Source organism: Streptomyces sp. NPDC086835, from assembly GCF_044745705.1.
Lineage (GTDB): Bacteria > Actinomycetota > Actinomycetes > Streptomycetales > Streptomycetaceae > Streptomyces.
Genome location: NZ_JBIVAU010000003.1, coordinates 142,811 through 160,875, shown reverse-complemented (window position 1 = coordinate 160,875; position 18,065 = coordinate 142,811). Strand labels below are relative to the sequence as shown.

The window sequence follows — 18,065 nt, the reverse complement described above, 5'->3', positions numbered from 1 at the left end:
CGCGCATGTGTGTCGGCTTATGTGGCTGAGCTGAAGCGGGACGCTGTCGGAGCGCAAGCTCCCTGCGACGTCTTGTCGAAGCGCTTCGATGTTGCAGCGAGGTTAAGTGACGATGCCGGGCCGTTCAAGAGTCGATGCGAAATTCACCGCAGCACTTTGCGGCCTGGGGCGCCGACCTGCACCCCGGCCCAACGAAAGGCCTGTACCGACATGGAGTCTTGACACACCGTCCGAGGCGGCCCAGCATCGAAGCGCTTCGAAGACAGTCGAGCAAACCGGAACCACCGCCCTCGAGGGGACCCACGTGACCGAGACCCGACCCCCCTACCGCGACCCCAGCCTGCCCCTCGGTGAACGCGTCGACGACCTGCTCGCACGGCTCACCGCCGACGAACGGATCGCGATGCTCCACCAGTTCGCGCCGGCCGTCGAACGCCTGGGCGTCGGAGCCTTCCGCACCGGCCAGGAAGCCCTCCACGGCGTGGCCTGGATGGGCCCCGCCACCGTCTTCCCGCAGGCCGTGGGAATGGGTGCCACCTGGAACGAGGACCTCGTACACCGGATCGGCGAGGCCGTCGGGGCCGAGACGCGCGCGATGCGGGCGAACGACCCCCGCGTCGGGCTCAACGTATGGGCACCCACGGTGAACCTGCTGCGCCACCCGCTGTGGGGCCGCAACGAGGAGGGCTACTCCGAGGATCCCCGGCTGACCTCCGCCGTCGCCGTCGCCTACACCCGCGGTCTGCGCGGCGACCACCCTGCCTACTGGCGCACCGCGCCGGTGCTCAAGCACTGGCTGGCGCACAACAACGAGACCGACCGCGACACCTGCTCCTCCTCGGTCCGGCCGCGCGTGCTGCACGAATACGACCTGCTCGCCTTCCGCGCGGCCGTGCAGGCGGGCGCCGTCGCCGGTGTGATGCCGTCCTACAACCTCGTCAACGGGCGGCCCAACCACCTCTCCCCCCTGCTGCGCGAGCAGCTGCGCGGGTGGACGGACCGCTCCCTGGTGGTGTGTTCGGACGCCGGCGCGCCGTCCAACCTCGTCGACTCCGAGCACTACTACGACACTCACGAAGAGGCGACGGCCGCTGCCCTGCGCGCCGGCGTCGACAGCTTCACCGACCACGGCCAGGACTCCTCCGTCATCACCGGCCGGGTACGCGGCGCCCTCGAACAGGGGCTCATCGGCGAGAAGGACATCGACGACGCCGTACGCCGGCTCCTCACCATGCGTTTCACACTGGGCGAGTTCGACCCCCAACTCGACCCGTACGCCGACGAGAAAGCCTTCGACACCCCCGAGCACCGAGCCCTCGCCCAGGAGGCCGCCGAACAGGCCGTCGTCCTGCTCAAGAACGACGGACTGCTGCCGCTGGCCGAGGGCACACGCATCGCGGTGGTCGGACTGCTCGCCGGCGAGTGCAAACTCGACTGGTACAGCGGCACGCTGATCCACCGCGTCACGCCGCTGGACGGGCTGCGCACACGGTTCGGCGCCGGCAACGTGTCCTTCGCCGAAGGCGTCGACCGGGTACGGCTGCGGACCGCGAGCGGCTGGGTGCGGGTGCCCGAGTCGCCGGCCACCGCCGAAGTACGCGGCGCCGACGGCGCGCTGGACCCGGCGCTGCTCGCCGGCCGCACCGACCTGCCGCCGCTGACCTGCGGCGACGAGCCGACCGAACTGGCGATGGCCGACTGGGGCGAGGGCCTGGTCACCCTTCGCGCGCCCGGCGGCAGTTACCTGTCCGTCGCGGACGACGGATACGTGCGCGCTTCCGCCGACCAGCCCGGCGGCTGGGTCGTCCAGGAGACCTTCCGGCTGGAGGAGCACGGCGAGGGCCACCTCCTTGCGCATGTGGGAACGGGCCGGTACGTCACTGTCGCCGACGACGGCCTGAAGGTTGCCGAAGAGGGTGATCTTTTCGAGGTCGTCGTCACCGAACGCGGCGAGGACGCGGTGGCCGCGGCCGCCGCGGCCGCCGACGCCGTCGTCGTCGTCGCCGGGAACGACCCCCACATCAACGGGCGCGAGACCGAGGACCGCGGCACGCTCGCCCTCCCCAAGCACCAGACGCGGCTGTGGCGCTCCGCCCGCGCGGCCAACCCCCGTACGGCACTGGCCCTCGTGTCCTCGTACCCGTACGCCGTCGGCGACGCGCACGCCGCGCTGCCCGCCCTGCTGTGGACGGCACACGGCGGCCAGGCCGCGGGCACCGCACTGGCGCGTGTCCTCGTGGGCGACGTCTCCCCGGCGGGCCGGCTGCCGCAGACCTGGTACGCGGCCGACGCCGATCTGCCCGACCTGTTCGACTACGACATCATCGGCAGCCGCCAGACCTACCTCTACTTCGAGGGCACCCCTCTCTACGCGTTCGGCCACGGCCTGTCCTACACGTCCTTCGCCTACGACGACCTCACCGCCGCCCACGACGGCGAGCACGTCACCGTCTCGCTCACCGTCACCAACACCGGCCCCCTCGCCGCCGACGAGGTCGTGCAGCTCTACACCCGGGCCCTGGACCCCACAGTGCCCCTGCCCTCACGGCAGCTCGCCGCGCACCGCAGGGTCCGGCTCGCCCCGGGCGAAGGCCGGCGCCTCGACTTCACGTTCCCCGTCACCGACCTTGGCTTCTGGGACGTCGCTCACGGGCGCTGGACGGTCGGCCCTGGCCGCTACGAGGTCCTGGCGGGCGCCTCGAGCACCGACATCCGGCAACGGGCGGCCCTCGAGGTCGACGGCGACGCCCCCGCGCCGCGCGCGGTGCTGGAGACGCCACTCGACGCGGTCGACTACGACGAACAGCGCGGCACCGTGATCGTGGACCGGACCAGGATCTCGGGGGACGCGGTGACGGCGGCGGGCACCGAGGGAGGGGAACTGGTCTACCACCGCTGTGACTTCGGCGGCGGCGCCACGGCCGTCTCGCTCGACGTCGCGGCGACCGGCCCCGGAACGCTCACCCTGCGGACGCCGGACGGCACGACGCTCGCCGCGGTCGACGTCGCCGCGACGGGAGGCGTCCACGACTACGTCACGCTGTGCTCGGACATCCGGCTCGCCGGCGTGCACGACCTCCACGTCGAGGTCCGCGGACCGGTGCGATTGGCGACGATCGCCTTCGCCCGCTGAGGGGGCGGCCGCCGCGGGCGGCGGGGACCGGCCTGGACGAGTCCCCGCCGCGCGGCTGTCGGCGCACAAATGATCAGAGCCGGGACAGGTCCGCGGGAACAATGGGGCCCATGCGCATCCGAGCAGTCCGCACCGGAGAACTGTCCGTACTCCAGGACATCGAACGAGCCGCGGGACGGTGCTTCCGCGACATCGGCATGCCCGAGATCGCCGACGACCCGCCCCTGCCGGTCCCGGAGCTCGCCCGCTATCAGCACGCCGGGCGGGCCTGGGCCGCGGTGAACCGGGCCGATGTCCCGGTTGCCTACCTCATCGCCGACCACGTCGACGGCAACCTCCACGTCGAGCAGGTGTCGGTGCACCCGGACGCCTCACGCCGAGGTGTCGGCCGCTCGCTGCTGGACCACCTCGCGGCCCGGGCCGCGGCCGAGGGCATCCCCGCGCTGACCCTGACCACCTTCGCGGACGTCCCGTGGAACGCCCCGTACTACACGCGCTGCGGCTTCCGACCCCTGCCCGAAAGCACACTCGGCCCGAAGCTTCGGACCATCCGCGAACGGGAAGCGGAACACGGCCTCGACCGATGGCCACGCGTGGCCATGCTCCGAAGCGTCGACTGAGCCGGCCCCCCACGCCCCGGCGAGCAGGACCGGCGACAAAAGTCCGAACAGGCGGCGGCCAGGTCATGCTGCGGTCACCGCGGGCCTGGCGGAGCGGGATCCCGAAGTGCTCTCCGCGGTGCCGCTCTTGCGGACTCAAAGGAACTCCCACCACGTCCGTGATACTAATACCGGTATAAGTATTGGGCAGCGTTCCACGGCAAGGAGTCACGACACATGGTGGAGATCAAGACCGACACGGCACTGGAGACCATGCGAGAAGCCGGACGCGTCGTGGCCCACGCCCTCGCGGCCGCCCGCGCGGCGGCAGCCGTGGGAGTTCGCCTGCGGGAGCTCGACGAAGCCGCCCGCGCCGTTCTCACCGAGGCCGGAGCGCGCTCTCCGTTCCTGGGTTACCAGCCCTCCTTCGCCCCCATCCCCTTCCCCGCCGTGATCTGCGCGTCCGTCAACGACGCCGTCGCGCACGGCATCCCCGACGGCTACCGCCTGCGTGACGGTGATCTGGTCAGCATCGACTGCGGAGCCGAACTCGACGGCTGGACCGGCGACGCCGCGATCAGCTTCACCGTCGGCACCCCTCGCCCCGCCGACCTCGAACTCATAGCCGTCACCCAGCAGGCCCTGGACGCCGGCATCGCCGCCGCCACCGTCGGCCACCGCATCGGAGACATCTCCCACGCCATCAGCACGGTCGCCCGCAAGGCCGACTGCGGCATGCCGGCCGACTTCGGCGGCCACGGCATCGGCCGCCAGATGCACGAAGACCCCCACGTCCCCAACCACGGACGTCCCGGCCGCGGCTTCCCCCTGCGCCACGGCCTCACCCTCGCCATCGAACCCATGCTCATGGCCGGGGGACGCAACGACTACTACACCGACCCCGACGGATGGACCCTGCGCACCATCGACGGCAGCCGGGCCGCCCACATCGAGCACACCATCGCCATCACCCAGGACGGCCCCCGCATCCTCACCCTGCCCTGACCGCGGATCCGCTCACTTCCGGCAGCCGGACACATCGGCCACTCCCGGGAAGCACCGACCAGCGATCACGGCCCCCGCCGGCCCCGAGCCAGATGTCCCGCATGCGGGCCGCCGGGACTTCGGCGCTCGGCGGCCACCTGCCCCGGCAGGGCCTCACGCCGGATCCGGCAGGTCCATCAGCGCGAGCTCGGCCCGGTCGTCTTCGTGAGGCCGAACCGCGTCCGGCAAGGTCGGTACCCGGTTTCAGCCATCCCGCGACATGGACGATCGCACGGCACGGTGCGATCGTCCGGCTGGACACTGCCACGCGCCTCATCAACCCCGTGGACCCCCGCCGAGCCGCGGTCGTGCGCACGCACCGTCCGGGCGGACGTGACCGACAAGGCCCCAGGGAGGGACGTTCATGACAGCACGACAACCACCGTCTCCACGAGCCATGGTGCTCGATTTCGTCGCCGCACTCGAGACCGCGGGCACGGAGCTGCGGGAAGCCCTGCCTCAGGTGGAGCGTCTGGCGGACCTGCTCGCGCTCGCGCGCTCGGGGCAGATCGGACGCAGAGGCCGGGCCGGCGGCTACGAGTACTCGGTCCACGGAGCAGGCTGTCGGCTGACCAGCTCGGACGGGGTCGACATCGACGTGGACTTCGTCGACGGCGCAGAGGTGTTCGACCTCTGGCGGCTGCGTTGCTACGCGCAGAGCCTGCCGACACCCACTGCCCATCCGCCGGAGGACCTCTTGGCGGCGATCAGCAGCCTCGACGGCCTGCTCACCGAGGTGAGGCCGGGCTGGTTCGCGGTGACCCGTCGCCATACGACGGCGGTCACCGCGAACTGACACCAGCCGCTGCCGAGATGGCCGCGCGGTGTCCCACCCGGCCCCTGTTCAGTCCGCCATCCGCATGGCAGCGACGGTGCTCACGATGCCGACCACGACCATTCCGCCCCCGAGCCAGGCCCGGCGAGCACCCCACACGCCTGCGTCGGCGAGCCACACGGTGGCCGAGTCGGGGCGCGGCCGGTCGGCGGCCGGGACAGTGGCTGCGATCTTGTCCACCCGGTCCTGGACGAGGCGCTGTTCGGCGTCCGTCAGCCCCCCGCTGCCGAGTTGTCCGCCCAGCGCGGCCACCTCGTCGTTCTGCGCCTCGGTGAAGCCGGGCAGGTCGACCCTCGGGGATCCGCCGATGACGTAGCTGGGCACGCAGTCCAGAGGTGCGCCGTTCTCAATGTCGAGGTGCAGCTCGTGTCCACCCCTGCACTCGTCGCCGACCTGCTGGAACGCGACCTCGTACATGTCTGCGGCACTGCGCTGTTCCAGCAGACCCACCAGCACGAAACTGAGGCCCACGGCCGCGAGTCCGACGCCGACGAGGGCCACGAGTACCGCCACGAACAGCCGCATGTACACCTCTCTCACGGGAGGGCGGACCGCCTCCCCCGGCCCCCGTCGGTCCGCTCCTGCACTCGAAGCCGAGTGGACAAAAAGTACCGCCGGGACTCCTCCGGCGGAATGGCGCGAGGGCCACGGCACCTGCCCGTGATGCCTGACGCCCGTGCTTCCCCGGCCCCCACGGTCAGGAAGCCGGGGCCGGTGACGTGATGTCGGCCGGCGACCGGGCCAGTTGGGAGCGGTACGCCGTGATGCGGGCCGCCCGGCCGGCGGTGAGGGCTCCGACGAGGTGCCCTCGGCGGTAGTAGGCGACCTCGAGTCGGCGTTTCTCGTGGTCCAGTTCGCGGACTTCCGTGCGGTCGGCGTAGCGCGGCAGTCCCACGGCCCGGAAGCGGACGCCGTACTGGGTGGACCAGAAGGAGGCAACAGGGCGGTACGGCGTGGGTCGTCGGGGGTGGAGGAGGTTGTGCGCGGCGCACCTGGCCTGTTCGACGGCGTTGCTCCAGTGGCCCAGGGAGATGGGGCCGGGGGCGTGCGGGTGGGGGAAGCGGGTGATGTCGCCGGCGGCGACGATGTCGGGATGGGGGCGGCCGTGGGTGTCCAGGGCGCGGGTGTACTCGTCGGTGAGCAGGCCGCGTTCGAGTCGCAGGCCGGAGCCGGCGAGCCAGTCGGTGTGGGGCCGGGCGCCGAGGGCGAGCAGGATGATGTCGGGGGTGAGGTCCGTGGCGTCGTCGACGGTGACGCCGGTGACACGGGCATGGCCGTGGACGGCGGTGACGGTGCTGCGAGTGAGGATCTCGACGCCGGCGTCGAGGTGGAGCCGGGCGAGGAAGCCGGCGGCCTGATCACCTGTCGCGCCGCTCAGCGGGAGCGGGTCGCTGGAGACGAGGGTGACGTCGTGGCCGAGCCCGCGGGCCACGGAGGCTACTTCGCAGCCGATGAATCCGGCACCGGCGACGAGGAGGTGCCTTCGGGTTCCGGTGAGGGCATCCTTCAGGGCTCGGGCGTCCTCGAGGGTGCGCATGGTGTGGACACCGGTCAGGGGCAGGGAGCCGGGCCAGGGGCGGGGGCCCGCCCCCGTGGCGATGACGAGTCCGTCGTAGGCGAGGACGGACCCGTCGTCGAGGTGGATCTCACGGCCGGCCGTGTCGAGGCGGACGGCGGGGTGTCCGTAGCGTTCGGTCAGGCCGAGATGGGCGGTGCTGCCGAGGAAAACGCTCTCCGTGGTGCGCTCGCCGGTGAGGAACTCCTTGGAGAGCGGCGGCCGGTCGTAGGGCGGGCGGGTCTCGGCGCCGACGAGGGTGACGGGACCATGGTGGCCGGCGGCGCGGAGGGCTTCCGCCGCGCGGAGGCCGGCGAGGGAGGCCCCGACGATCACGATGTTCCGAGGGCCGGGCATGCCTACCCCTCGATGCTGATGGCGCGGACAGGGCAGACGGCCACGGCGTCGACGACCTTTCCGCGCAGGGCGTCGTCCGGTTCCGCGTCGTGGACGAGATGGTCGTCCTCGTCGAAGGAGAACACCTCGGGGACGGCGAAGACGCATTGCCCGTGGCTCTCGCAAAGGTTCATGTCGACGGTGATCTTCATGGGCGTTCTTCTTCTCTTCCGAAGGGCCGGGGCGCGGGCGGGTTGAAGCGCGAATAGGCGGGGGCGGTCCAGCGCAGCGGGGAAGCACGGTCGATGTGCACGATGTGGTCGATGGTGAATTCGACGATGCGTTGCGCGCCGGGGACGGCGGCGGCACGGCCGGGGTTCCAGTCGACGGTGGCGGAGCCGGTGAGTTGGAGGACGGCGCCCGTGTCCCAGTCGGGCAGGAGCAGTCCGGCGCGGGGGTCGGCCTCGAGGTTGCCGAGGGTGGTGAACATGGCGTTGCCGACGTAGTCGGGCCAGCGCAGGCGGGTCGGAGTGAGGGCCTGGAGGAAGCCGGGGCTGCCGCCGCGGTGCGAGGCGTCGGCGTTGCCCTCCCGGTCGGCCGTGGCGATGAAGAAGGTGTCGGCCCCTTCGACCAGGGCAAGGTGAGTGGGCGTCAGTTCCGTACCGTGCCAGGGCGTTGCGGTGTGGTCGTGTGCTGCCGGGGCAGGGGTCGGTCGGCGCTGCTGGATGTACTTGGGGCAGTTGGCGAAGACCTGGTCGAGGTCGACGTGGAGGCCGCCGGCGACCGGGCGGGCCTTGCCGTTCATCCGCATACGGCGGCGGGTGGCCGGCTCGACGGCGATCATGCCGACGTGGGCGGGCCGGGCGAGGACGCCGTGGAGCGGGTCGCCGTCGGGCGGGACGGCGTCGATCGTCAGGGTGGCCGGCCCGGTCGCGGTGACGAAGCCGGGGGCGCCGGTGAGCAGCGATGCCCAGATGGCGCCGTCGGTGTCGGCGGCGCCGACGACGAGCATGGGCTGCCGGGAGAGGAACTCGACCGCGACGTCGGGGATTTCGTTCCTGATGGCGGCGGCGGAGAAGCCCGCGTGGTCGATCAGACCGGCTCGCTGCTGCACGGTGCGCTCTCCGGGGTGGTGGACGCCCATGGCCGGCTCCTTCCTCTGGTGGTGGGCGGGCAGGAGTGCGGGCGCGGGCCGCCGGTCGCGGTGGCCCGCGCCTCGTGTTCTAGAAGAAGCCGCACGTCGGGGCGGATCCGGTCGGGGCCGAAGCGTCTTCGGCGCCGGTGGGGGCGTAGATCTCGAGGCGGATGCCGTCGGGGTCGGTGAAGAAGATGCCGCCGGATGCGGCGCCCTCGCCGTGGGAGACGACGCCGTCGTGGGCGAAGTCGGCGCCGAGCTCCCGCAGGACGGCCTGGGCGACCTCGACGTCCTCGATCGAGTCGACCTGGAAGGAGAGGTGGTGCAGCCCTGCGGAGCTGGTGGAGAAGGGGGTGCCGCTCTGCTCCCAGAGAGTCAGGACGAGCCGCCCGTCACGGGCGAGGAAGGCCCATCGGCGGTTGTCGTCCTTGCCCTCAGCGAGGATCTCGAGGCCGAAGACACGGAGGTAGAAGGGGAGCGACCTCTCGAGGTCGGTGACATTGAGACCGACGTGCCCGGTCTGCAGGGTCCGCTGCAAGGGCTGGTCGGCGAGGGACTGCGTCATGAGGGCCTCCGTCGATGGGCGGCCGGGCGACTTCCCGGCTAACCGGTGATACGAACGTTAACGGTTGACTCTCGTGCGCGTCAACCGGTGAAATAAGTTTCAGGGGTTAGAACCCGGTCGATGTGATCGCATGTACCCGACGACACGAAAGGGAAGTCCCCCATGAGCACTGAACCGGGCCGCGGACCGGCGGCGGATCCCCGCCCCCTGACCGGCGAACCCCTGCCACTGGACCTGGTCAACACCGTCTGGATCGACGAAGGGGTCCGCCACGACCTGCTGGAGCGTCCCGGCGGACTGTCCGTCTGGCTGCGGTCCGCCGGCTTCGCCGACACCGTCACGCCCGACCAGGAGACCCTCGACGCACTCCTGGCGACCCGCCGCGCGGTGGCGGCACTGCTCGACGAGAGCGCCGACGCGCAGCAGGCCGCCGACGAGCTGAACGAGATCCTCCGCCACGGCCGCATCCAGCGCCGACTGGGCGAGGCGGGCCCCCTTTCCGCCGTCGAGACCGACTCCCCCGGCTGGCTGGCGGCATGGACCGCGGCGGAGTCGTACCTGCGCCTCCTCGACGAACACCCCGACCGGATCCGCAAGTGCGCCAACCCCCAGTGCGTACTGCACTTCTACGACATCTCGAAGAACGGCAAGCGCCGATGGTGCTCCATGGCGGGCTGCGGCAACCGGGCGAAGGCCTCGCGCCACTACGCCCGGCACAAGCAGACCCGGCCGGCCACCACGGACCGGTGAGCGACCCGCGTCCCGGCCGGGTGGCGGCGACGACGGTCACGGTCGCGGCGACGGCGGTGATCTTGGCCCGTTGCGGACGCTTCGCCCTGTCCACATGCTGTCAGGACAGGACAGGACGCCCTCTCAGCAGGTAGATTGGTCTACACCACTGAGCGCTTCAGAGACAGGGATCTTCGTGGAAGTTGTCATCGTTCCGGATTCCGCCGCGGGCGGCGAGCTCATCGCCGAAGCCATGGCCGACCTGCTGCGACGCAAGCCCGACGCCCTTCTCGGCGTCGCCACGGGGTCAACCCCGCTCCCGATCTACCAGGCCCTCGCGGCGAAGGTCGCGAACAAGGAGGTGGACGCCTCCCGCGCCCGTGTCTGCCAGCTCGACGAATACGTCGGACTGCCCGCCGGGCACCCGGAGTCCTACCGCTCGGTGGTGCTGCGCGAGGTCGTCGAACCGCTCGGGCTGGACCAGAACTCCTTCATGGGCCCTGACGGCTCGGCAGAGGACGTCGCCGCTGCCTGCGTCGCGTACGACCGCGCGCTCGCGGAGGCCGGCGGCGTGGACCTCCAGCTGCTGGGCATCGGCACTGACGGCCACATCGGGTTCAACGAGCCCTGCTCCTCGCTGGCCTCCCGCACCCGCATCAAGACGCTCACCCAGCAGACCCGGGTGGACAACGCCCGTTTCTTCGACGGCGACATCGAGCAGGTCCCCCACCACGTGATCACCCAAGGCATCGGCACCATCCTGGAAGCCCGCCACCTGGTGCTGCTCGCCACCGGGAAGGCCAAGGCGGACGCCGTGGCACTCGCCGTAGAGGGCCCGCTCTCCGCGCTGGTGCCCGCCTCCGCGCTGCAGTTGCACCCGCACGCCACCGTCGTCGTCGACGAGGCGGCGGCGGCCGGGCTGAAGCTCGCCGACTACTTCCGCGCCACCTACGCGGCGAAGCCGGACTGGCAGGGCATCTGAGCGGTTCGACACAGGACAGCGGGCGGCGGCCGGGACAGGGCGCCGCCCGTTGTGTGCGTTCACGTCAGCGTCCGCCCGCCTTCCGGGCCGCCGCCCGGGCGGCCTCGAAGCGGTCCACCCAGTGCTTCGTACGGTCGAGGTACGCGGTCTCCGCGGCCTCTCCCGTCTTCCCGTATGCGCCGGAGAACGTCTGGTAGCCGTGGCCGGCGGGGGGCCGGTCGGCGGCCGGTTCGATGGAACTGCCCTCGTGCCATACGTTGAACGAGGTCACCGACACCCAGGCGGGATCACCGCCGATCGCGGGGTCGAGGGCGTTGGACCACTGCCTGTCGTAGGCCGCGCCGTAGTCGCGACCGAGGGTGGGGGTGGTGTTGCCGGGGACCGCACGGTCGTCGATGTAGCCGGGGGCGACGGACGGGGCCCAGACGAGGCCGTTGGCCCTGGCGTACTCCCCCGCCTGCTTCCAGCCGGGGGCGGTCGCGCCGGCGATCCCGTCATAGGTGTAGAGACCGGAGAAGTGGGCGACCTTCGTCGTGTCGGTGGTCTGCGCGAGGACGATGCTGGTGCCGGACACCTCGTCGAGGGCCGACCAGTCGCCGATGCGCAGGCTCTCGAAGACGTAGAACACCGAACGGTTGCCGTGGGCGGCGTCCCGGTGGAAGGCCGGGTGGCTGCCGTAGGTGTCGTTGATGTAGCGGATGTCGTCGACGGTGGACCGCGCGGTCCGGCCGCTGTACGGCTCCAGATGCCAGGCGACCTTGATCCCCTGACGCTGTGCGGCGTCCATGACCTTGCGGGCGAGGCCGTCCTCGTAGCCGCCGCGACCCCACCAGCTGTAGACGATCACACCGGCACCCGAGCGGGCGACCCACCGCATGTGCTGGTCGACGGCCCCGGCGATGTCGGCGGAGTCGTACGGGCCGAGCTTCGGGTACAGGTCGGCGCCGATGTCGTCCGGCGGGGTGCGGCCGCCCTGCTGCCAGTGGCGCCAACCGCCCAGCACCGAGGGGCTGCCGTACCAGGGGTAGTAGAAGAGGTGCACGTTCGGGGAGAGACCCTCGCCGGTGGCCGGCGAGGTTTCCAGGGTGAAGGTGTCGATGTCGAACAGGGCTCCAGATCCGCCGGTGAAACGCAGGAAGAGCGGACCGGAACCCGTGCCCGTCAGCGCCGTGGAAACCGTCGTGAACGACTCCCAGCCACCGGTCGGAGCCACCTCCACCGAGCCCAGCAACGTCCCGGTCTGCGAACCCGACCGGACCTCGATCGTCCCTCCCGCCCCGGCCGACGACACCCGAGCGGTGAACGACCTCGCACCCACCGTCGACACCGACGAGTACCCCACCCAGTCACCGTGGTCGATGTAACCGAGCGTCGCACCCCCACTGGCCCCCGCATGCCCCGCCACCTGCACACCCGCACCCGACGAAAACGCCTCACCCTCGACGGTCACCGGCCCAGGTCCGCCGTCGCCGGAGAGCGTGAACGCGTCGAGGTCGAAGAGGTTGCCCTGCCCGGTGACGCCCTTGAAGACGAGGAACAGCTCGGTCGTGCCGGCCGGGGCTCCCGCCAGGCCGCCGCGGACCTCGGCGAAGGTGTCCCAGCCGCCGGTCGGAGCGACGGCCACCGACCCCAGCAGTGTGCCCGTCGGCGAACCGGCCCGGACCTCGAGGGTGCCGCCCGCGCCGCCTGACGAGACCCGGGCGGTGAAGCGTTCGGCGTCGCCCAGGCGGTACGGCTCGAACGAGATCCAGTCGCCGTCGTCGGTGAAGCCGACGGTCCTGCCGCCCTCCGCGCCCCCGTGGCCGGCTGTCTGTATGCCCGACTGCCCGCCGAAGTGCTCGGCCTGCCGGTGGCGGGGCTGGAGGATCCGCACACTGTGCGAGGTGAGCCCGGCCCGGTCGGTGTACTCGGCGTCGAAGACGCCGTAGAGGTTGGCCGCGCTGTCGTGCTCACCGTCCGTCGGGATGGTGAGTGTGCCGGAGCAGCCGTTCTTCGAGGTGATCTCGTGCCGGTGACTGTCGTGCCCGAGGAGGTAGGCGACCTTGACCTTGGAGCAGTCGACCGGGCCGTCCTCGGGATCGGTGACGGTGACGGTGAACGGAACGGTGTCGCCGAAGTCGAACAGCGCGCCGTCCCCGGGGGCGGTGAGGGTGACGCTCGGCGCGGTGTTGCCCACGGTGACCACGAGGCTCGCCGTGGCGGTCAGACCGGCCGAGTCGGTGACGGTGAGCGTGGGCCGGTAGGTGCCAGCGGTGGTGTACGTGTGGCCGGGATGGGCCGCCGTGGAAGTGGCGCCGTCGCCGAAGTCCCAGCGGTGCGTGAGGGGTCCGCCCTCGGGATCGGAGCTGCCTGCCGAGGAGAAGGCGACGGTGAGCGGGGTGGGGCCGGAGGTCCTGTCGGCGGCCGCTCTGGCGACCGGACTGCGGTTGCTGCCGCCGACGTACTCGACGCGGTACAGCCCCTGGTTCCCGCTGCCGGAACCGTAGTCGAGGACGTACAACGCGCCGTCCGGGCCGAAGTCGGTGTCCATGACCTGCGTGCCGGTCCACGGGAAGTCCTCGATGACGCCGTGGGAGCCGTCGGGCTTCACCTCTATGGACTTGATCCAGCGGCGGCCGTACTCGGCGGCGAAGAACCGGCCGTCGAGCGACGCCGGGAACTTCACGCCGGAGGCGAGGTCCGGGTCGAAGCGGTAGACCTCGCCGCCCATGGGCGATTCGGAGCCGCCGCCGAACTCGGGGGGCGAGCCCGCGTCGCCGTACTTGATCCAGGCCGGTGCGGCGGCGGGCAGGGCGGTGAGACCGGTGTTGCGGAAGGAGTTGTTGGCCGCGCCGCCCGCGCAGTCGTACCTGGCGCCGGAGGGGCCGCTGGGGAACGTGTACTCGTTGTACGTCTCGGCCGCGGTGTTGGAGCCGGTGCAGTACGGCCAGCCGTAGTTGCCGGGGCGGGTGATGCGGTTGAACTCGACCTGGCCGCCGGGGCCGCGGGCGCCGTCCGCGCCGCCGGCGTCAGGACCGTAGTCGCCGAGGTAGACGGTGCCGGTGGCCTTGTCGACGGACATCCGGAAGGGGTTGCGGAATCCCATGGCATAGATCTCGGGGCGGGTCCTCGCGGTGCCCGCAGGGAAGAGGTTGCCCGGCGGGACCGTGTAGCCGCCGGTGGGCGTGGGCTTGATGCGCAAGACCTTGCCGCGCAGGTCAGCGGTGTTGGCGGAGGAGCGTTGGGCGTCGAACTGCGGGTTACGGTCGGCGCGTTCGTCGATCGGCGAATATCCGGACGACTCGAAGGGGTTGGTGTCGTCGCCGGTGGTCAGGTAGAGGTTCCCGGCGGCGTCGAAGTCGATGTCGCCGCCGACGTGACAGCACTGCCCGCGGTCGTTCGGGACTTCGAGGACGACCTTCTCGCTCGCCATGTCGAGGGTGTTGTCGGCACGGAGCGTGAAACGGGACAGGTTGAGATGACCCTTCCACGGCTCGAAATCGGCCGCGGTGCCGGTGGCCGGCGCGTCGCCCGCGGGGGTGTCCAGCCTGGGCGAGTAGTAAAGATAGACGTACCGGTTGGCGGCGAAGCCGGGATCGGCCGCCACGCCCTGGAGGCCTTCCTCGTCGTGGGTGTAGACGTCCAGCCGGCCGGCGACCTTGGTGTTGCCCGCGGCGTCGGTGTGGCGGACCGTGCCGTCGCGGGCGGTGTGCAGTACGGCCCGGTCGGGCAGCACGGCCAGAGACATGGCCTCGCCCGTCTCCGCGGGGCCGTAGGCGAGTTGGACCTGCTGGTAGTCGCCGGGCGGGATGTCGCTCTCGAGTGCCTCGGCCGCGACGGTCGTGGCGGCATCGGTCGCGGTGGCCGCGGATGCGGTGGTCGCGGTGGCGCCGCCGGGCAGCACGAGCGCGAACACGGCAAGGCCGAGCGACCACGCCCTGAAGGGGCGTAGGAACATGGGCTTCCTTCCTGACCTGGTGTGGGGGTGTGTCAGGCAAGGCGCGCGCCGTCGCGCATTGCAGGTACTCAGGGGCAGTCGGCCGAGCCTCATCAGCCCGTCGCCCATGCAGAGTTCTTGCGTTGATCGCGTAACTCTTGTCTCCGTCGTGCGAGTGTTTTGCATGCTGGCGATCCGCCGACCATTTGTCAAGGCACTGTCAAAATCACCCGGGCAGCGGGGTCATGTGTCACAACACCCCAGGGCGGGCAGGCGGCTTACCGCACGTCACCGCCCGACCGCCGCCGCGCACACCCGCACCCGCCCGCCCGGTCGCACACGCAACGGCTCGAACGGCACGGTCGAACTTGCCCACGATCGAGTGAACGGCTGGACCCGTCCCCGCCAACGGAACGCAAGACGGCGCGCCGAAGGCGGTTCTCGATCGGCCTGAATCACTCCTCACACACCCGATCCATGTGAAGCGATCGTGAATTCGTCTCCATATTCGACCCCACGCACGCCGCTGACCACGCGATTGCCGGCCGACTGACATTCACATGCGCCATCTGCACCACTGACCGAATCGGTCTCTTGACCCGCACTCGAGCGACGAACGAGACTCGCAGTGGCACTCATGCATCAGGAGCCACAGGCGCATGCGCCTGCGAATGGCCCTGCGAGACCGATATCGCACGGGGTGTGCGGCGGGGGAAAACAGCGAAGATCTCGCATGCGTTCTACGCATGCGCGCAATTCTCGACCCCCTCTTCCCATCTCTTGGTGCGCGGAAGGGAATGGAGGGGGAATGCCGACGCACATGGGCTATCCCGGCGTATACATCGAGGAACTTCCCAGCAGCGTCCGTACCATCGCCTCGGTCACCACATCGGTGACCGCGTTCGTGGGGCACACCCGCCGGGGCCCGCTCAACCAGCCGGTGCGCATCACGAGTTTCGCGGACTTCGAGAGGCGCTTCGGCGGCCTCACCGCCCAGAGCGCAGTCGGCTACGCGGTGCACCAGTTCTTCGGCAACGGCGGCACGGTGGCCGTCGTCGTCCGTGTGGCCAAGGCCGGCACCGGCGAAGAGGCCTGCGTCACGCTCAACTCCACCGAGGGGCACAGCGAGTGCCCCGTGCTCGAGGTGCACGCGAAGGAACCAGGCGTGTGGGGCTCCGGCCTGCGGGTGGCCGTGGACCACGACACCCCCACACCGGACAAGACGTTCAACCTGCATGTCCTGGACGCGCGTGGCGACGCGCGGGAGACCTTCACCGGCCTGTCGATGCACTCCGGCCACGGTCGCTTCGCGGAGACCGTCGTGAACGCGGGCTCGTCGCTGGTGCGGGTCAAGGTCCTGGACGAGGACCGGCCCGACCCGTCGGGCACCGTGTCCAAGCCGTTCGCCGCCGACCTGCCCGACCTGAACGTCGAGGTGAAGGTCAAGATCGGTGATGTGGAGCGGGAGTTCACGTTCTACGAGCCCGACCGCGACGGCGAACCGCCGACGGACGTCACCGAACTGGCCCTGCTCCTGGAGCGCAAGCTGCGGGCCCTGCCCGACGCCCCCGGCAAGCACGCCTACGCGGGGGCCGAGGTCACCTCCTTCGGCCGCAGGCTCCAGGTCGTCGCCGGCTCGGTGGACCCCGACGACGTCGTGCGCTTCGTCGGCGAGTGCGCCAACGACCTCGGCCTGGAGGCGTCGGTGAACCCGCCGGTCTTCGCCCTCGGGGGCGGCAAGGACGGCGACGCGCCCGGGCCGCGCGACCTCATCGGCAGCACGACGGACAAGACGGGCGTGCAGGCGCTGCGCGACGTCGACGACGTCAACCTGCTGGCGCTTCCGGAGCTCGCGGCCTACGCGTCCACGGAGGACATGGTCACCGTGATCTCCGCAGCGGAGCAGCTGTGCCGTGAGCGGCGGATCTTCCTGCTGGTCGACTCGCCGTCGACCTGGGGCAGCGTGGACTCGGCGCGGGCGGGGATCGGCGCGTTCGACTCCGTACGCAGCGACCACGCGGGGCTGTACTTCCCGCATCTGCAACTCACCGACCCGCTCACCGGCCGGCTGCGGGCCTTCCCGCCGTCCGGTGCGGTCGCCGGTGTCATCGCCCGCACGGACGGCGAACGCGGTGTGTGGAAGGCGCCCGCGGGCACCGAGGCGCGCCTCGCGGGCGTCCGCTCGCTCACCGTCCGGCTCACCGACCGTGAGAACGGCCTGCTCAACCCGCTGGGCGTCAACTGCCTGCGTACCTACCCCGTCGTGGGCCCGCTGGTGTGGGGCGCCCGCACGCTCAAGGGCGCGGACGCGCTGGACAGCGAGTGGAAGTACGTGCCGGTGCGCCGGCTCGCGCTCCATGTCGAGGAGAGCCTGTACCGAGGTCTGCAGTGGGTCGTTTTCGAGCCGAACGACGAGCAGTTGTGGCAGCAGATCCGGCTGAAGGCGTCGGCGTACCTGAACGATCTGTTCCGCCTGGGCGCGTTCAAGGGCGGCACACCCCGTGAGGCGTACTTCGTGAAATGCGACAAGGACACCACCACGGACGCCGATATCGAGCGGGGCGTGGTGAATGTCGTGGTCGGTATCGCGCCGGTCAGGCCCGCCGAATTCGTGATCGTCAAGATCCAGCAGATGGCCGGCCAGTTCGACCTCTCATAGTCTCCAGGCCCGAGGAAAAGGAACACAAAGGAAACCGATGGCTGAGTTCCAGGTAAACGCCCATCGTTTTGACCCCTACAAGAATTTCAAGTTCCTGGTCCTGTGGGACGGTCGGACGGTCGCGGGCATCAGCAAGATCAGTCCGCTCAAGCGCACCACAGAGGTGGTCAAGCACCGGCACGGCGGCGACCCCAGCTCGCCGCGCAAGTCCCCGGGCCGCTCCGAGTTCGAGGGCGTCACCCTGGAGCGCGGTGTCACCCACGACCCCGAGTTCGACCGATGGGCCAACAAGGTGTGGCAGGTCGGTGCGGGGCTCGGCGCGGAGGTGTCGCTGCGCGACTTCCGCAAGGACATCATCATCCAGGTCCTCAACGAGGCCGGGCAGGTGGCCGTCTCGCACAAGCTCTACCGGGCATGGGTGAGCGAGTACCAGGTCCTCGGTGAGCTCGACGCGAACGCGAACGCCGTCGCCATCCAGAGCGTCAAGCTCGAATGCGAGGGCTGGGAGCGGGACTACGAGGTGCCGGAACCGGTCGAACCGTCCTTCACGCACCCGGCCTGACCGCCGTCCGCGCGC

General features: G+C 70.8%; 14 protein-coding genes. 8 read left to right on the top strand and 6 right to left on the bottom strand.

Annotated features, from left to right (window positions below; all coding sequences use genetic code 11):
- Positions 1 to 304 precede the first annotated feature (304 nt).
- The 4 genes from ACIPJI_RS12240 to ACIPJI_RS12225 all read left to right on the top strand — a co-directional run bounded on the left by ACIPJI_RS12240 (position 305) and on the right by ACIPJI_RS12225 (position 5,572).
- The gene (locus ACIPJI_RS12240) at positions 305 to 3,133 is read left to right on the top strand and encodes a glycoside hydrolase family 3 C-terminal domain-containing protein (protein WP_402245965.1); all 2,829 of its coding nucleotides are present in this window, start codon (positions 305 to 307) and stop codon (positions 3,131 to 3,133) included.
- Between the two features lie 110 nt (positions 3,134 to 3,243).
- Positions 3,244 to 3,753, top strand: coding sequence for a GNAT family N-acetyltransferase (locus ACIPJI_RS12235; RefSeq protein ID WP_402245964.1), 510 nt, complete (start codon positions 3,244 to 3,246; stop codon positions 3,751 to 3,753).
- A gap of 216 nt (positions 3,754 to 3,969) precedes the next feature.
- The gene (gene map / locus ACIPJI_RS12230; protein ID WP_307704795.1) at positions 3,970 to 4,737 is read left to right on the top strand and encodes a type I methionyl aminopeptidase; all 768 of its coding nucleotides are present in this window, start codon (positions 3,970 to 3,972) and stop codon (positions 4,735 to 4,737) included.
- A gap of 403 nt (positions 4,738 to 5,140) precedes the next feature.
- Positions 5,141 to 5,572 (top strand): DUF6896 domain-containing protein, encoded by a 432-nt coding sequence (locus ACIPJI_RS12225; protein ID WP_402245962.1) that lies wholly within the window; start codon positions 5,141 to 5,143, stop codon positions 5,570 to 5,572.
- 48 nt (positions 5,573 to 5,620) lie between these two features.
- On the opposite strand, the gene ACIPJI_RS12220 is transcribed toward ACIPJI_RS12225, so the two are convergent.
- From ACIPJI_RS12220 to ACIPJI_RS12200, 5 genes are all read right to left on the bottom strand, one after another.
- Positions 5,621 to 6,136 (bottom strand): hypothetical protein, encoded by a 516-nt coding sequence (locus ACIPJI_RS12220; RefSeq protein WP_402245961.1) that lies wholly within the window; start codon positions 6,134 to 6,136, stop codon positions 5,621 to 5,623.
- A gap of 172 nt (positions 6,137 to 6,308) precedes the next feature.
- Positions 6,309 to 7,523, bottom strand: coding sequence for an NAD(P)/FAD-dependent oxidoreductase (locus tag ACIPJI_RS12215; protein WP_402245959.1), 1,215 nt, complete (start codon positions 7,521 to 7,523; stop codon positions 6,309 to 6,311).
- Between the two features lie 2 nt (positions 7,524 to 7,525).
- Positions 7,526 to 7,714, bottom strand: a complete 189-nt coding sequence (locus ACIPJI_RS12210) for a ferredoxin (RefSeq protein WP_356625381.1) — start codon at positions 7,712 to 7,714, stop codon at positions 7,526 to 7,528.
- Positions 7,711 to 8,646, bottom strand: a complete 936-nt coding sequence (locus ACIPJI_RS12205) for a pyridoxamine 5'-phosphate oxidase family protein (protein WP_402245957.1) — start codon at positions 8,644 to 8,646, stop codon at positions 7,711 to 7,713. Before ACIPJI_RS12205 ends, ACIPJI_RS12210 begins: the two co-directional genes overlap by 4 nt.
- 79 nt (positions 8,647 to 8,725) lie before the next feature.
- A complete protein-coding gene (locus ACIPJI_RS12200) occupies positions 8,726 to 9,202 on the bottom strand; it encodes a VOC family protein (RefSeq protein WP_402245955.1) in 477 nt (158 codons plus the stop codon).
- A 162-nt stretch (positions 9,203 to 9,364) separates the two neighbouring features.
- On the opposite strand from ACIPJI_RS12200, the gene ACIPJI_RS12195 reads away from it, so the two are divergent.
- Positions 9,365 to 9,952: a CGNR zinc finger domain-containing protein gene (locus ACIPJI_RS12195; RefSeq protein ID WP_402245954.1), complete on the top strand. Its 588-nt coding sequence runs from the start codon at positions 9,365 to 9,367 to the stop codon at positions 9,950 to 9,952.
- 175 nt (positions 9,953 to 10,127) lie between these two features.
- Entirely contained in the window at positions 10,128 to 10,913 is a 786-nt protein-coding gene (gene nagB, locus ACIPJI_RS12190) for a glucosamine-6-phosphate deaminase (RefSeq protein ID WP_307704803.1), read from the top strand.
- Positions 10,914 to 10,977: 64 nt separating this feature from the next.
- Here nagB and ACIPJI_RS12185 read toward each other — a convergent pair whose 3' ends face one another.
- On the bottom strand, positions 10,978 to 14,850 hold the full coding sequence (locus ACIPJI_RS12185) for a carbohydrate-binding protein (protein ID WP_402245952.1): 3,873 nt from the start codon (positions 14,848 to 14,850) through the stop codon (positions 10,978 to 10,980).
- A 787-nt stretch (positions 14,851 to 15,637) separates the two neighbouring features.
- On the opposite strand from ACIPJI_RS12185, the gene ACIPJI_RS12180 reads away from it, so the two are divergent.
- On the top strand, positions 15,638 to 17,488 hold the full coding sequence (locus ACIPJI_RS12180) for a phage tail sheath C-terminal domain-containing protein (RefSeq protein WP_307704805.1): 1,851 nt from the start codon (positions 15,638 to 15,640) through the stop codon (positions 17,486 to 17,488).
- A 37-nt stretch (positions 17,489 to 17,525) separates the two neighbouring features.
- Positions 17,526 to 18,050 (top strand): phage tail protein, encoded by a 525-nt coding sequence (locus ACIPJI_RS12175; protein ID WP_215182818.1) that lies wholly within the window; start codon positions 17,526 to 17,528, stop codon positions 18,048 to 18,050.
- Positions 18,051 to 18,065 lie beyond the last annotated feature (15 nt).